This is a genomic window from Streptococcus sp. GP0011 (genome assembly GCF_030546305.1).
Classification (GTDB): Bacteria; Bacillota; Bacilli; order Lactobacillales; family Streptococcaceae; genus Streptococcus.
This window is the reverse complement of the sequence record NZ_JAUONR010000002.1, coordinates 1-14,004: the sequence shown is the minus strand read 5'-3', so window position 1 is coordinate 14,004 and position 14,004 is coordinate 1. Positions and strand designations below refer to the sequence as shown.

13 protein-coding genes and 1 pseudogene are annotated in these 14,004 nt (G+C 42.1%); 8 read left to right on the top strand and 6 right to left on the bottom strand.

Going from position 1 to position 14,004, the window contains the following annotated elements; all coding sequences use genetic code 11:
• Window positions 1-412: 412 nt before the first annotated feature.
• Both Q4443_RS02410 and recJ read right to left on the bottom strand, forming a co-directional pair.
• Window positions 413-1,060 carry a CHAP domain-containing protein gene (locus tag Q4443_RS02410; protein WP_000754477.1) on the bottom strand — a complete coding sequence of 216 codons (648 nt, stop codon included), beginning with the start codon at window positions 1,058-1,060 and terminating at the stop codon, window positions 413-415.
• 281 nt (window positions 1,061-1,341) lie between these two features.
• The gene (recJ, locus tag Q4443_RS02405) at window positions 1,342-3,561 is read right to left on the bottom strand and encodes a single-stranded-DNA-specific exonuclease RecJ (protein ID WP_049518999.1); all 2,220 of its coding nucleotides are present in this window, start codon (window positions 3,559-3,561) and stop codon (window positions 1,342-1,344) included.
• A gap of 177 nt (window positions 3,562-3,738) precedes the next feature.
• On the opposite strand from recJ, the gene Q4443_RS02400 reads away from it, so the two are divergent.
• From Q4443_RS02400 to Q4443_RS02385, 4 genes are read left to right on the top strand one after another with little or no spacing between them, the layout of a single operon-like run.
• Window positions 3,739-4,497, top strand: a complete 759-nt coding sequence (locus Q4443_RS02400) for an amino acid ABC transporter ATP-binding protein (protein ID WP_049518905.1) — start codon at window positions 3,739-3,741, stop codon at window positions 4,495-4,497.
• 10 nt (window positions 4,498-4,507) lie between these two features.
• Complete coding sequence (locus Q4443_RS02395; protein ID WP_000726183.1) at window positions 4,508-5,302, top strand: transporter substrate-binding domain-containing protein; 795 nt, start codon at window positions 4,508-4,510, stop codon at window positions 5,300-5,302.
• Between the two features lie 12 nt (window positions 5,303-5,314).
• A complete protein-coding gene (locus tag Q4443_RS02390) occupies window positions 5,315-5,992 on the top strand; it encodes an amino acid ABC transporter permease (protein ID WP_000131126.1) in 678 nt (225 codons plus the stop codon).
• A gap of 9 nt (window positions 5,993-6,001) precedes the next feature.
• Window positions 6,002-6,661 carry an amino acid ABC transporter permease gene (locus tag Q4443_RS02385; RefSeq protein WP_049518904.1) on the top strand — a complete coding sequence of 220 codons (660 nt, stop codon included), beginning with the start codon at window positions 6,002-6,004 and terminating at the stop codon, window positions 6,659-6,661.
• Between the two features lie 40 nt (window positions 6,662-6,701).
• Here Q4443_RS02385 and Q4443_RS02380 read toward each other — a convergent pair whose 3' ends face one another.
• The 4 genes from Q4443_RS02380 to Q4443_RS02365 all read right to left on the bottom strand — a co-directional run bounded on the left by Q4443_RS02380 (window position 6,702) and on the right by Q4443_RS02365 (window position 10,348).
• Window positions 6,702-7,724: a YdcF family protein gene (locus Q4443_RS02380; RefSeq protein WP_000273635.1), complete on the bottom strand. Its 1,023-nt coding sequence runs from the start codon at window positions 7,722-7,724 to the stop codon at window positions 6,702-6,704.
• Between the two features lie 67 nt (window positions 7,725-7,791).
• The gene (locus tag Q4443_RS02375; RefSeq protein ID WP_049518903.1) at window positions 7,792-8,229 is read right to left on the bottom strand and encodes an Rrf2 family transcriptional regulator; all 438 of its coding nucleotides are present in this window, start codon (window positions 8,227-8,229) and stop codon (window positions 7,792-7,794) included.
• Window positions 8,230-8,394: 165 nt separating this feature from the next.
• Window positions 8,395-9,336 (bottom strand): hypothetical protein, encoded by a 942-nt coding sequence (locus Q4443_RS02370; protein WP_049518902.1) that lies wholly within the window; start codon window positions 9,334-9,336, stop codon window positions 8,395-8,397.
• Window positions 9,337-9,496: 160 nt separating this feature from the next.
• Window positions 9,497-10,348: a metallophosphoesterase gene (locus Q4443_RS02365; protein ID WP_049518901.1), complete on the bottom strand. Its 852-nt coding sequence runs from the start codon at window positions 10,346-10,348 to the stop codon at window positions 9,497-9,499.
• Between the two features lie 196 nt (window positions 10,349-10,544).
• Here Q4443_RS02365 and Q4443_RS02360 point away from each other — a divergent pair, with 196 nt between their 5' ends.
• From Q4443_RS02360 to thrS, 4 genes and pseudogenes are all read left to right on the top strand, one after another.
• Window positions 10,545-10,919, top strand: a complete 375-nt coding sequence (locus Q4443_RS02360) for a hypothetical protein (protein WP_049477608.1) — start codon at window positions 10,545-10,547, stop codon at window positions 10,917-10,919.
• Window positions 10,920-10,992: 73 nt separating this feature from the next.
• Window positions 10,993-11,180 (top strand): annotated as a pseudogene (locus Q4443_RS02355) (hypothetical protein).
• Window positions 11,180-11,803 carry an ATPase AAA gene (locus tag Q4443_RS02350; protein ID WP_049518900.1) on the top strand — a complete coding sequence of 208 codons (624 nt, stop codon included), beginning with the start codon at window positions 11,180-11,182 and terminating at the stop codon, window positions 11,801-11,803. The pseudogene Q4443_RS02355 and the gene Q4443_RS02350 overlap by 1 nt, the downstream one beginning before the upstream one ends.
• Before the next feature lie 10 nt (window positions 11,804-11,813).
• Window positions 11,814-13,757 carry a threonine--tRNA ligase gene (gene thrS / locus Q4443_RS02345; protein WP_049518899.1) on the top strand — a complete coding sequence of 648 codons (1,944 nt, stop codon included), beginning with the start codon at window positions 11,814-11,816 and terminating at the stop codon, window positions 13,755-13,757.
• The last annotated feature ends 247 nt before the right edge of the window (window positions 13,758-14,004 follow it).

Sequence of the window (14,004 nt, the reverse complement as noted above, 5' to 3'; positions counted from 1 at the left end):
TCCTACCATTATACCATTTTTTTGATTATTTTCAAAACGAAGATAGGTTTTTAACTAGAGATTAGTCACTACTGTGAATCGAATCCTTTAACTTTGACTTCTCTTTTGGAGGCTTCATCGAAGATAATGGAAGGATTGCACCATCAAAAATATGGATTTTCTGAATCAATTTGATTTCAGATACCTTTCTCGAACTCTAAATTTCTCTTTTAGTTCAAAAAACTTGCTTTTACCTCTCGACTTGAGAACTATTTTCTACAAAGACATGATTTATCTGCATCTAAAAGCGAGAATTTCCTGTTCGCTACAGAATCTAAAAATTTCAGCAATTAGCCATTAAGATGGAGGTTAACGATAGGAAATTTCTTCAAAAAGAAAAAAGACTTAGAAATTCTAAATCTTTTTATCATCTTTAGTTTGGATAGATATAAGTGACGTTACCTAAAAATTCATGAGGATTAAAGAAGCCACGATAATTCGCAATCTGCTTTTGGCGTCTGTAGTTTGCTTCCAATACCTGGATAGAGTTTTCACTTTGAACATCTGTTACATAAGCAACGTGTCCATATTCACCACCATCCCAAACGGCGATTGCTCCTACTACTGGAACACTTCCTGTCTTATAACCTTGAGCGCTCGCGTAGATTGCCCACGTGTTGGCATTTCCCCACCAGTTGCTAGCCCAGGGAGCCAATTCTTTCACGCCCCATGTACACTGACCAACAGGATAAGAGTTTCCATAGTTTGTAGGAGTCTTTTCGACAACATCCTCTGTATCTGATACCACATTCGCAGTGCTAGCTGGAGCACTGTAGGTAGAGCTAGCCTGAGCGGAACCACTCACTTCCAATACATCGCCTGGGTGGATAGTATCAAAGATGGTTTTTCCATTCAAAGCTGCCAACTCATGCGGATCCATGCCGTTTGCAGTTGCAATGGCATAAAATGAATCACCGTCTTGGACAACGTAAGAGTTCGCGTGCACAGTTTGAGCACCAACTGTAGCTAAAATAGCCGTAGAAGTCAAACCAAGAGTCAGTTTCGTAACTGTTTTTTTCATAACTGGATTCCCCTTATATTTTCTTGATAAGAAAATCATACTTGATTTACATGTCAGTTCGTTTAGAGTTATATTTTAGTCATGTTACAAAAATTTATACTTTTACTACATAAGGTTTAAAAGCAGACATCGTATAAAGTGATAGAAGAGAATAAAAATGAATCATTCCCCCAATCTTTTCATCAGTAAATCACTCAAAAGACCGTCTTCTCAACCACTCCCACATCAAGCATTTATCCGTCAAAAAGAGACCGAGATAGGTCATCTCAGTCCCTTTCCATCTATAACTCCATCAAAAAATCATACATTTCTTGCACGGTACCCAGCGCCATCATTTCTTGGTCTTTAACGGTCTGTTTGAGATTTTGGTAAATCTGACTTTCAGCAATTTCCCTTTTCGGCGCTTCTTTATTGACTGTCATGACACCATCTTTGATCGTCACAAAGCCCAGCTCTTCAAATACTTGGATCATCTTGACCAGCAAGATTTGTTGGATATTGAGATAAGTTGCCAAATCTTTCAGCTTGTAGCGAATATCAAACTCTGGGAACTGGTAAATGGTCTTGTACAATTTGGCAAACTGTTCCCTAGTCCCATAACCTGTCAGATAGTAGGCTTTATCGATGTCATTTTTGAAATAGACAGCAGAGAAATGCTGTTCCTGAAAAATGGTCTTCAGCAAGGTAATATCCTCGGGAATGGTTTTCACAACCACAGCATCACTAGTCGCTAAATCTGGCACCTCTCCAGAGAAATCCAAGACTGGAACCCCTTCTGGCAGGGCTACGTTCTTCCCACGAATGTTAAAGAGTTGAACACCCTCCACACGAGCATCCACCATCATCAACTGGAGGGCAGTTTGCCCATTCCATTGATTGACAGACAGGGTGACTGCTAATTCTAGGTTTTTGGTTTGAGAAAACTCTGTCGCCCATCTACCTTGTCCAAAGGCCACCACTTCAAAGCTCGCCTCACCCTTGAAAATTTTTAGTTTGAGGTGGGCATTGCCTACTCCCATAGTACGGGCACTTTCGACATGAAAATCCTTGATATAAAAGACAGGTTTCTGATTATCCATCCCAAAGGGTGCCAAGCGTTCAAAGCTTTTAACCGTTTCTAAACTAAGAGTCTCCAAATCCAACTCTTCATCTAGATTTAACTTATTCTTGCCACCAGCATCTGCACCTTTTTCACGGACATAGTCTTCTAAAACCTGAGATAAATCTGAAAGTTTCTCAACTTCCAGCGTCATTCCAGCTGCACCAGCATGGCCGCCAAAGGCGATAAAGAGGTCTCGATGGGGATCCAGAGCTTCAAAAATATCGACCGCTTCCACACTACGAGCGCTACCCTTGGCACGATCATCTTCTATATTAAGAACGATGACTGTCTGCCCCAATTCCTCTAGCAAGCGCCCAGCCACGATACCCAGAACGCCAGGATTCCAGCCTTCCTTGGCCAAAACCTGGACCTTCTTCTCAGGATCCACCATGGTCTTAGCTTCTTCATAGATAGATTGGACGATTTCCTTACGTTCTTCATTTTTCTGGTGAATCATGAGGGCAATCTCATGTGCTTCCTCATCGTCAAACCCAGTCAGCAAATCAATGGCAGGATTGGGATCATCCAACCGCCCCAAGGCATTTAAACGAGGAGCAATCTGGAAGCCAACCGTTTCTTCTGTCACTTCGTTCGCAGCAATCCCAGCCATGTCCAGCATTTCTTGTAGACCAATACGCTGAGTATGCCCCAGCATTTCCAGACCATATTGAACCATGATACGGTTTTCATCTGTCAAGCTCACCATATCTGCAATGGTTCCGATAGCTACCAAATCAAGCAATTCCACTTGCACTTCTTCTAAAAGAGCGCAAGCTAGCTTGAAAGCCACTCCGCATCCGGCCAAATATTTGAAGGGATAGTCCGCATCTGGATGCTCAGGGTGAACAATCGCATAGGCATCAGGAAGGGTTTCCGGCATGGAATGGTGGTCGGTCACAATGACATCCACTCCCATAGACTGAGCCAATTCAATGGCCTCATGACCGGCAACCCCATTATCCACTGTCACTATCAAGGAAATTCCCTCTTGCTCGATAAAGTATTTATAGACACTGGCATTGGGACCATAGCCATCTGTAAAGCGATTAGGCAGATAAACTCGGCACTCGGCGCCAAGCTGTTCCAAACTTTCCTTCACAATCGAAGCTGAAGTCATTCCATCCGCATCGTAGTCTCCATAGATGAGAATGTTTTCCCCTTCTTCAATGGCCTGACGAATCCGTTCCACTGCCTTATCCATATCATGGAGCAGATAGGGATCATGTAAGTCCTCTAAAGAAGGTTCTAAAAACTTCTTTAGACTTTCTTCATCCTGAATCCCTCTTTCAAATAATAACCGAGCCACTTCAGGACCCAGCCCAGCCTTCTTGGCTATCTTTGTAAAATCCGCATCTTCAACCTGCGGGGCAAACTGCCATTCATAAGTAGGAGTTATCAAAAAAACATCCACTCTTTCTAAGAATTCTATCGTTTCATTATAACATGATTTAGGCATTTTCTCTATCCAGATTGCTTTTTTATAAAATTTTAGTGAATTTTTTTCAGATATGATTTGACAAGAACATTCTTTTGTTGTAGAATCATGTTATAAAATCTAACACAAAGGAGGTCTCTCATGGCTTTAGTAGAATTTAAAAACGTCGAAAAATATTACGGAGACTATCACGCACTCCGCGACATCAATCTCCGTTTTGAAAAAGGACAAGTTGTTGTCCTGCTTGGACCTTCTGGTTCTGGGAAGTCTACTCTTATCCGTACGATTAATGGTTTAGAGGCTGTTGACAAAGGAAGTCTCCTGGTCAATGGACACCAAGTAGCAGGTGCTAGTCAGAAAGATTTAGTTCCTCTTCGTAAGGAAGTCGGCATGGTTTTTCAACATTTTAATCTTTATCCACACAAAACAGTGTTAGAAAACGTGACACTTGCGCCCATTAAAGTTCTCGGTCTTGATAAAAAAGAAGCTGAAAAAACAGCCCAAAAATATCTGGAATTTGTAAATATGTGGGACAAGAAAGATTCCTATCCAGCTATGCTATCTGGTGGGCAAAAACAGCGGATCGCCATTGCTCGTGGTCTTGCCATGCATCCGGAACTCCTCCTCTTTGATGAGCCAACATCTGCTCTTGATCCTGAGACCATTGGAGATGTTCTAGCAGTTATGCAAAAACTGGCGCATGACGGGATGAATATGATCATCGTTACCCACGAAATGGGCTTTGCTCGAGAGGTTGCGGACCGCATCATCTTTATGGCAGACGGAGAAGTTTTGGTGGATACGACAGATGTCGATGACTTTTTTGACAACCCAAGCGAACCTCGTGCCCAACAATTCCTCAGCAAAATTATCAACCACGAAAGTGACAAAGTCAAATAAGGAGGCGCCTATGAAAAAGAAATTCTTTTTATCCGCATTATTGATTAGCCTTTTCAGCCTTGCTGCTGCCAAACCAGCCCAAGCCGATACCAGCGTCGCAGACATTCAAAAAAGAGGCGAACTAGTTGTCGGTGTCAAACAAGATGTTCCCAATTTTGGCTACAAGGATCCCAAGACAGGGACTTATTCTGGTATCGAAACGGACCTTGCCAAGATGATTGCAGACGAACTCAAGGTCAAGATTCGCTACGTTCCTGTTACCGCTCAAACCCGTGGTCCACTACTAGATAACGAACAGGTCGATATGGATATCGCGACCTTCACCATCACAGATGAACGTAAAAAATTATACAACTTCACCAGTCCCTACTACACGGATTCTTCTGGTTTTTTGGTCAATAAATCCGCCAACATCAAAAGCATTGAGGACCTAAACGGTAAAACGATCGGAGTTGCCCAAGGTTCCATCACCCAACGCCTGATTACTGAACTGGGCAAAAAGAAAGGTCTAACCTTTAAATTCGTCGAACTTGGTTCCTACCCAGAATTGATTACTTCCCTTCACGCTCACCGTATTGATGCCTTTTCCGTGGACCGCTCTATCCTGTCCGGCTACATCAGCAAACGGACAGAACTACTAGATGATAGTTTCAAGCCATCTGACTACGGTATCGTCACCAAAAAATCAAATACCGAGCTAAACGACTATCTTGATAGCTTGGTCACTAAATGGACCAAGGATGGTAGTTTGCAGAAACTCTATGACCGTTACAAACTCAAACCATCTAGCCATACCGTAGATTAAGGAGGACACCCCATGACAGATTTATCATCTTGGACAGCCTATTTTCAGGATTTTGGACAATTTTTCAATGGTTTCCTCTTCACTCTTGCCCTAGCGATTGGTTCCTTTATCCTCGCCATGGTTTTGGGCATCTTCTTTGGGGCCATGTCAACCAGCAAACGCCCATTCTTGCGTGTTTTGGCTCGTATCTTTGTCGAATTTTATCAAAATACTCCCCTCTTGGTGCAGTTTGTCATCGTCTTTTATGGTTTGCCCCTTATCAGTGAACACACCATCATGATTCCCATTTATTGGACAGCTGTACTTTGTGTGGGACTCTATCACGGCGCTTATATTGCTGAGGTTATTCGTTCAGGGATTCAGTCTATTCCTAGCGGTCAGATGGAGGCCGCCTTGTCGCAAGGTTTTACCTATATCAGTGCCATGCGCTTGATTATCTTGCCTCAGGCCTTCCGTATCATTCTCCCACCTTTGACCAACCAAATTGTTAACCTCATCAAGAACACCTCTACCGTAGCTATCATCTCTGGAGTAGACTTGATGTTTGTGACTAAGTCTTGGTCGGCTCTCAACGGAAACTATATCCCAGCCTTTTTAGGCGCTGCTCTTCTCTACTTTGCCCTGTGCTTCCCTGTTGCCCAGTTTGGTCGCAAGATGGAGCAAGCCAACAAAAAAGCCTATTCACTTTAGGAGGTTACTATGGAATCTATTTTAGAAGTTTTGACCCCAGATAACCTAGTCTTTATCTTTAAAGGATTTGGCTTAACTCTCTACATTTCTCTGATTGCTATCGTCCTCTCGACCCTTATCGGAACAGTACTAGCCGTCATGAGAAATGGGAAAAATCCTGTCTTACGGATCATCTCCAGCATTTATATCGAGTTTGTACGTAACGTTCCCAACCTCCTCTGGATTTTCACCATCTTTTTGGTGTTTAAGATGAAGTCCACACCAGCTGGTATTACTGCCTTTACCCTCTTTACCTCAGCAGCCCTGGCTGAGATTATCCGAGGCGGCCTCAATGCCGTGGACAAGGGCCAGTATGAAGCAGGAATGTCGCAAGGATTCACCTCTACGCAAATCCTCTACTACATCATTCTCCCACAAGCGATCCGTAAAATGCTGCCAGCTATCATTTCTCAGTTTGTAACTGTGATTAAGGATACCAGCCTTCTCTACTCTGTTATCGCTCTACAGGAACTCTTTGGCGCCAGCCAAATTCTCATGGGACGCTATTTTGAACCAGAGCAGGTCTTCAGTCTTTATATCCTGATTGCCTTGATTTACTTTATCTTTAACTTTGCTATTTCTAGCTTGTCTCATAAGCTAGCAAAACGTTGGCAACAAGCCGCAGAATAAAAATCCAGCTCTCCGCAAAAATGGAGAGCTGATTTTTTGATTACCATAAAATACCTCTGTAAGAGAAAATCAGAGCTAAAATCAACAAAACATAGAAAGCGATAAAAAGCCATCTCATCTTCACACATAGAGCAATGTATTCTCTGATAAAGGCCGATGGGATATAGTAGGCGGCTGTACGGCAACCAAGGCCATCTCCCTTCATCCCAATACGGCGAGCATAGGTACTGGTACGAAAAACATGGTAATCATTGGTCACAAAGAGAAAACGTGGACTGGCCACCAGCTTCTCTCCCATTTCTTTTGAGAAGAGAAGATTCTCATAGGTCGTCGTTGAGTCTTCCTCTAGGAGAATCGCTTCTCTCGGAACATCCGTCTCTTCCAGCAAATAATTACAAATCGCCTGAGCTTCGGATATCTTTTCATCTCCACCTTGACCACCACTTGCGATGATTTTAACATTGGGATTGAGAGACTGGTGATAAGCTTCTACTGCCTTGTCAATGCGACTCTTCAGTAAGGGAGTCACTTTTTCTCCATTCAATAAGCCTGCTCCGTGAATGATGATAAAATCATAATATTTTTTCTTGGGAATAAAAAGATACAGAATAGAATAAAGCAGAAATCCTGCAAAAGCAAAACCAAAAATCAAATACGAATAAATCAAAAAGAAAAAGATAATATTCACTAGATGATTGGTATAGAACAAGCCCTTAGTATCGCTCACTCGAATCGCCATGATTACAAAAAAGAATAGAATCACGCACCCTAATCCTAGAGACAAATAATTTGCCTTGGATTTTCCTTCTTTTTTCAATAACACAAATCCATTATAAATAAGGAAAAAACCACTTAGAAAAACTAAAAGAGGCAGCAGGAGAAAAATCCCTGCAAAGAAAACCATGTGCACTTCTTTCTGCCCAGCTTCGTAAAAAAGATTGGCAATGGACATATAAGAAAAGAGCAGAGACAAAAGCAAGAGAGCTGGATTCCAGAGACTGCGATTGTCCCTTAAAAACGAAACAAGAAAAAGTAGGACAAAAAATCCTGTGATAAAGTACATAGTCTCCTCCTTTGATGACTACATTGTACCATAATTGTGGCAATAGAAAAAGAGAACCTTAGTCCTCTCACTTAGACAGTTTATTCTGAGCATCGGCTACAACCTGAGCCAGACTTGTCTGACGCAGTTGGTTTTCCATAGCTGCTTGGACATCGAACAACTTTTGGTCCAAGACTGCATGGATATTAGCACCAATTGGGCAATTAGGATTGGGATTGTCATGGAAACTAAAGAGTTTGCCAGATTTTCCTAGACATTCGACAGCCTGATACACATCAAAAAGGCTAATATCTTGGAGGTCCTTTATAATCTCGGTACCGCCCGTCCCACGCGCAACTGAAATCAATCCTGCTTTTTTGAGTTGCGATAAAGTCTTACGGATAATGACTGGATTAACTCCGACACTAGCCGCAAGAAAATCACTGGTTACCTTGCTGTCTGTATCCTGCATTGCAATAATAATCATCATATGAGTCGCAATTGTAAATCGGCTTGAAATTTGCATCTTCTTCTCCTTTCATTGATATTTTATTCATCTTTTCCCGTATAAACATTATACCTTTTTTGCTTATCCTGTCAAATATTAACGAATGATTACCTTCTCCATGCAAAAAGTCCTGTATCCCTCTTGGTACCCAGAACAGCGGAGGACATACAAAGACTTATTTTTTTATGCAATTTTACGGACAATCCCTTTTGTTTTATGACTTGACCAGACTGAGCTGATAGACACCCCAGCACCAACTAAGGTAAACACAGCTAACATAGCTAGATTATAAAAATAGTTATCTGGGAAATCACCGCTAAAGATTAATTGATTCACCACTCGGAAAGCAAAAGCAAACTCAACCCCTAGTTTGGCAACGACTTCCATCGCCAAATCAATTTGATTCACTAGAAAGACAGTAATCACCATCCAAATAGAGGAAATTACAATCCCCTTTCGAGATACCTTTCTTCCAAGTATTTCATATCCTTTAATGGTACAAATCCCCAGAACGATACCCGCTACCATAGCTACATAACCTAGGCGCGCGATAAATAGAGCAACTGCTCCACCAATCAAGGCTCCCAGCAAGGCACCGACTGCTCCAAGAAGAACATTTTCCTTCTGGTTTTGATAAGAATCCACCTCGATCTGAAGGTTGCTCTTCAGCAATTGATAGCTTTCCTCGTTGATAAGGAAAATTGAATCACCTAGTTGATACAGACCAATCGGCCCCTCTTGACCACTGTAGCCACACACTTGGACGAAATGATGGGTTTCAAGGAATGCAACGAGGTCTGTTATGAGCGTCTGTAACTTTTCGATTGTTTTGGATTTGCGCATGGCACCTTTTACGACAAAAGAAACAAGGTACTGATTGATAGACAAGGTCGACAAGTTTGGAAGAGATTCACTCTTAAACTCATCCCAAACCAATTCATTTTCTTCTGAATCCGCAGGATTGCCATTCAAACTCACACTGACACAAAGTCGAAACTGATTTTTCACGTCAGTTTCTTGCAGGAAAAGTAAATAGCCTGACTGCGTGCCATAAATACTACGCGAATCTTCGTCAAATTGCAAGCCTAACTCCGAGGCAATGGCGTGTAACTCTTCTGGTTTCATTATCTGTCTCCTCTTATTTTGAATATCAATTAGTATGAGATTCAAATTATTTACATTCCGTTATTTTAACATAAATTTGAGAAGCCGTCAATTCGTATCCAGTTCGACTTATCGCGAAACAGCAGTCACTGGACTATCTGATTTCTAGCTAGAAGTCCTCTTAAAACCAATCTTTCTTGTCTCTTTCCATCCAGAGTTCAACATCCTGATCATAACCTTCTTGTTCACTAATCTGACCTAACAATTCGTGATTATGAGTATGGTGAATCCCATTTACCAAACTTTCATAGTAGACCTGAAAATAAGGGAGCTTTAAATCCTTAGCCAACTGCAATTCAGCTTCTACATCATAATCCACACGACGAAAATCAACATCAGACAAACCTGCTTCATCAAACTCTAAAATCATATACTGAGCCCTCAGGTCCTTACGCAACTTCGCATCTAGAAAGAAAGGTTGGCCAATGGAACCTGGATTAAGAATCAACTGTCCATCACTTCCATAACGAAGCAACTGTTGATGAATATGGCCATATACTGCGATAGAAGCATGTGGCTCCGTCACCAATCTATCAAAATCTTCTTGTTTTCCCGTATGAATCAACTCCCTTCCCCAGTTTTTATCAGGAAGATGGTGAGTGATTCCTACCGTTAAATCACCAAACTGACGATGAACTTGCATAGGTTGATTGTGGAGGTCTTCGATTTCTTCAGGGCTGACCTCCTCTAAGATGTACTGACTTTGGCGCAGGAGATAACGATGGCTCGCTTTTGTAGGATCTAACTTGCGATGCAGACCTCGCCAGAGACTATTCTCCCAATTTCCCAGCACTCTTACAGTGATAGGCAAACTTGCTAAGAGATCCAAGATCCTTCTACGTCCTGTTCCAGGCATGAGAATATCTCCCAAAAGCCAGTACTCGTCTACCTCTGCCGCTCTTGCATCAGCCAAAACAGCTTCCAAAGCTGTCGTATTTCCATGTATGTCTGAAAGAACTGCTATTTTGGTCATTCTTTCTCCTTACCCTTTTACTTCTTTTGTTAGTATTATAACAGAAAACACTCGAAAAGATCACTATCACTGATCACTGGATTAAATTGTAAGAGCTTTTAAATCGTGCTATAATATAAGTAGAGATTTCCCCTTCATTTAGGATTATGTGGTCTACAATATCTCTCATTTTTTTCCAGATTGGAGGACTATTGCCATGCGGAATTATCTTAAGTATATCCCATACTACCTTATTACTTTCTTTTTTTACTGGCCACTCTATGAGCTATTCTCACTACTCATCTCTGACCCATATACACTGAAGGGACTGTACATTTACAACATCATCCTCTTTTCACCTCTGGTAACCTTTATCGTATCGCTACTTTATAGCTATCGATTTCATTTCTCACTTTGGTGGCTACTCGGTATTGGTCTGCTCTTTTGCTTTACCATCATCACCTTTGGCGAATTCATCCTGCTTTACTTCTTAGCCTATGAACTCTTTGCCCTACTTGGGTTGGCTGCTGGTGTGGGGATCAAGCATGTCTTCCAGCGAGAGAAAAATAAAAAAATTATACAAAAACCTTGAAAATTCTCGCAATCATGCTATAATAATGCATAGAGACAAGTCACTTAGTCCCTTTCTACTAGAGAGTGCGTGGTTGCTGGAAACGCATAGAAAGCCTAAACTGATACTACTCTACTGACTTTTATGCAAACATAAAACGGTGGCTACGTTAAAGCCAATCAGAGGTGTCCCTCTTTTTTGAGGAACATGAATGAAGGTGGAACCACGTTGCGACGTCCTTTTAGGATGTCGTTTTTGTTTTGTCAGAAGGAGGAAGAATGATGCTTTATATGATTGGCGGATCGCCTTGTAGTGGAAAGTCAACAATTGCCTCACTTCTTGCTAGACAGTATCAACTACTTCATATCAAACTGGATGATTTGGTAGAAAAGATGATGAGTCAAGCAAGTGAAGACTCACAGCCAATTTGCCTTCTTAGGCAGGATAGAAATCCAGAACAAATCTGGATGAGAAATCCAGAAGAGATGGCAGATGAAGAATGGCGCTTTTATGAAGAGATTTTTCCTTATGTAAAATCTTACTTGATAAAAAATCAAAACAGACCTCTCTTGGTGGAGGGAGCAGGACTTTTGCCTCACTTGGTAAAGAAGCTTGAATGTCCAGCATCTTCCTATCTATGCTTGACTCCGACAGCTGATTTTCAAAAAAAGCATTATATACAGAGAGAATGGGTTCCTTATGTCTTAGAGGGTACAACCAACCCCGAGCAAGCTTTTGAAAACTGGATGCAACGAGACATTCTTTTTGCTCAAATGGTTCGTAAGGAAGCGGTGAGATTAGGCTATCCTAGCCTCGTAACAGATGGTAGTCAATCAGAGAATCAGACTGCGGAAGAAGTTGCTCGGCTCTTAAAATTGTCCAACAAAAATAGAATAAATATTTAAGGAGAAAACCATGATTAAGATTACTTTCCCAGATGGCGCTGTTCGTGAATTCGAATCTGGCGTGACAACTTTTGAAATTGCCCAATCTATCAGCAATTCCCTAGCGAAAAAAGCCTTGGCTGGTAAATTCAACGGCAAACTCATCGACACGACTCGTGCTATCACTGAAGATGGAAGCATCGAAATCGTGACACCTGATCACGAAGATGCCCTTCCGATCTTGCGTCACTCAGCTGCCCACTTGTTTGCCCAAGCAGCTCGTCGCCTCTTCCCAGACATTCACTTGGGAGTTGGTCCAGCTATCGAAGATGGTTTCTACTATGATACGGACAATCAGGCTGGTCAAATCTCCAACGAAGACCTTCCTCGTATCGAAGAAGAAATGCAAAAAATCGTCAAAGAAAACTTCCCATCAATCCGTGAAGAAGTGACGAAAGACGAGGCACGTGAAATCTTCAAAAACGACCCTTACAAGTTGGAATTGATTGAAGAACACTCTGAGGACGAAGGCGGTTTGACTATCTACCGTCAGGGTGAATATGTAGACCTTTGCCGTGGCCCTCACGTTCCATCAACAAGCCGTATCCAAATCTTCCACCTTCTTCATGTAGCAGGTGCTTACTGGCGCGGAAATAGTGACAACGCGATGATGCAACGGATCTACGGTACAGCTTGGTTTGACAAGAAAGACTTGAAAAACTACCTTCAAATGCGTGAAGAAGCTAAAGAACGTGACCATCGTAAACTTGGTAAAGAGCTTGACCTCTTCATGATTTCACAAGAAGTCGGACAAGGGCTTCCATTCTGGTTACCAAATGGTGCGACTATACGTCGTGAATTGGAACGCTACATCGTCGACAAAGAGTTGGCTTCTGGCTACCAACACGTTTACACTCCACCACTTGCTTCTGTTGAACTCTACAAGACTTCTGGTCACTGGGATCATTACCAAGAAGACATGTTCCCAACTATGGACATGGGTGACGGGGAAGAATTTGTCCTTCGTCCAATGAACTGCCCACACCACATCCAAGTCTTCAAACACCATGTTCACTCTTACCGTGAATTGCCAATCCGTATCGCTGAAATCGGTATGATGCACCGCTACGAGAAATCTGGTGCCCTCACTGGTCTTCAACGTGTACGTGAAATGTCCCTCAACGACGGTCACCTCTTTGTAACTCCTGAACAAATCCAAGAAGAATTCCAACGTGCCCTTCAGTTGATTATCGATGTTTATGAAGACTTCAACTTGACTGAATACCGCTTCCGTCTCTCTCTTCGTGACCCTCAAGATACTCACAAGTACTTTGATAACGATGAGATGTGGGAAAATGCCCAAACTATGCTTCGTGCAGCTCTTGATGAAATGGGTGTTGACTACTTTGAAGCTGAAGGTGAAGCAGCCTTCTACGGACCAAAATTGGATATCCAAGTTAAGACAGCTCTCGGAAAAGAAGAAACCCTTTCGACTATCCAGCTTGACTTCTTGCTTCCAGAACGCTTCGACCTCAAATACATCGGAGCTGATGGTGAAGAGCACCGTCCAGTTATGATTCACCGTGGGGTTATCTCAACCATGGAACGCTTCACAGCTATCTTGATTGAAAACTACAAGGGTGCCTTCCCAACATGGCTGGCACCACACCAAGTAACCCTCATCCCAGTTTCTAACGAAAAACACGTGGACTACGCTTGGGAAGTGGCTAAGAAACTCCGTGACCGTGGTGTCCGTGCAGACGTGGATGAGCGCAATGAAAAAATGCAGTTCAAGATCCGTGCTTCTCAAACCAGCAAGATTCCTTACCAATTGATCGTTGGTGATAAGGAAATGGAAGACGGAACTGTCAACGTTCGTCGCTATGGACAAAAAGAAACCAACACTGTCCCAGTTGATGACTTTGTTCAAGCTATCCTAGCTGATATCGCCAACAAATCACGCGTTGAGAAATAAAACGATCACTGTATGAGAAACATTTTTCAGTAAGAAAAAGCAACAACCGAAATAGTTGTTGCTTTTTTTATTTTATTTAACCTGAGCTAGTAGTGATTGGTTAAACCACCACACAAAATTTGCTTTCATGAGTTGGATAAGGTCAATATCCTCATTCCTTGTCTGCTTCCTTTTCTTTTACGAGATCTTTTTGTGAATCCTTTTCAGAGAGTTTTTGATCGATATACTTGTTAATGGTTTCATAAAA

Coding starts and splice junctions, on each gene's coding strand:
- Q4443_RS02410 (WP_000754477.1), bottom strand. CDS start 1,060: ATGAAAAAAACAGTTACGAAACTGACTCTTGGTTTGACTTCTACGGCT.
- Q4443_RS02400 (WP_049518905.1), top strand. CDS start 3,739: ATGGCTTTAGTAGAATTTAAAAACGTCGAAAAATATTACGGAGACTAT.
- Q4443_RS02395 (WP_000726183.1), top strand. CDS start 4,508: ATGAAAAAGAAATTCTTTTTATCCGCATTATTGATTAGCCTTTTCAGC.
- Q4443_RS02390 (WP_000131126.1), top strand. CDS start 5,315: ATGACAGATTTATCATCTTGGACAGCCTATTTTCAGGATTTTGGACAA.
- Q4443_RS02385 (WP_049518904.1), top strand. CDS start 6,002: ATGGAATCTATTTTAGAAGTTTTGACCCCAGATAACCTAGTCTTTATC.
- Q4443_RS02380 (WP_000273635.1), bottom strand. CDS start 7,724: ATGTACTTTATCACAGGATTTTTTGTCCTACTTTTTCTTGTTTCGTTT.
- Q4443_RS02375 (WP_049518903.1), bottom strand. CDS start 8,229: ATGCAAATTTCAAGCCGATTTACAATTGCGACTCATATGATGATTATT.
- Q4443_RS02370 (WP_049518902.1), bottom strand. CDS start 9,336: ATGAAACCAGAAGAGTTACACGCCATTGCCTCGGAGTTAGGCTTGCAA.
- Q4443_RS02365 (WP_049518901.1), bottom strand. CDS start 10,348: ATGACCAAAATAGCAGTTCTTTCAGACATACATGGAAATACGACAGCT.
- Q4443_RS02360 (WP_049477608.1), top strand. CDS start 10,545: ATGCGGAATTATCTTAAGTATATCCCATACTACCTTATTACTTTCTTT.
- Q4443_RS02350 (WP_049518900.1), top strand. CDS start 11,180: ATGCTTTATATGATTGGCGGATCGCCTTGTAGTGGAAAGTCAACAATT.
- thrS (WP_049518899.1), top strand. CDS start 11,814: ATGATTAAGATTACTTTCCCAGATGGCGCTGTTCGTGAATTCGAATCT.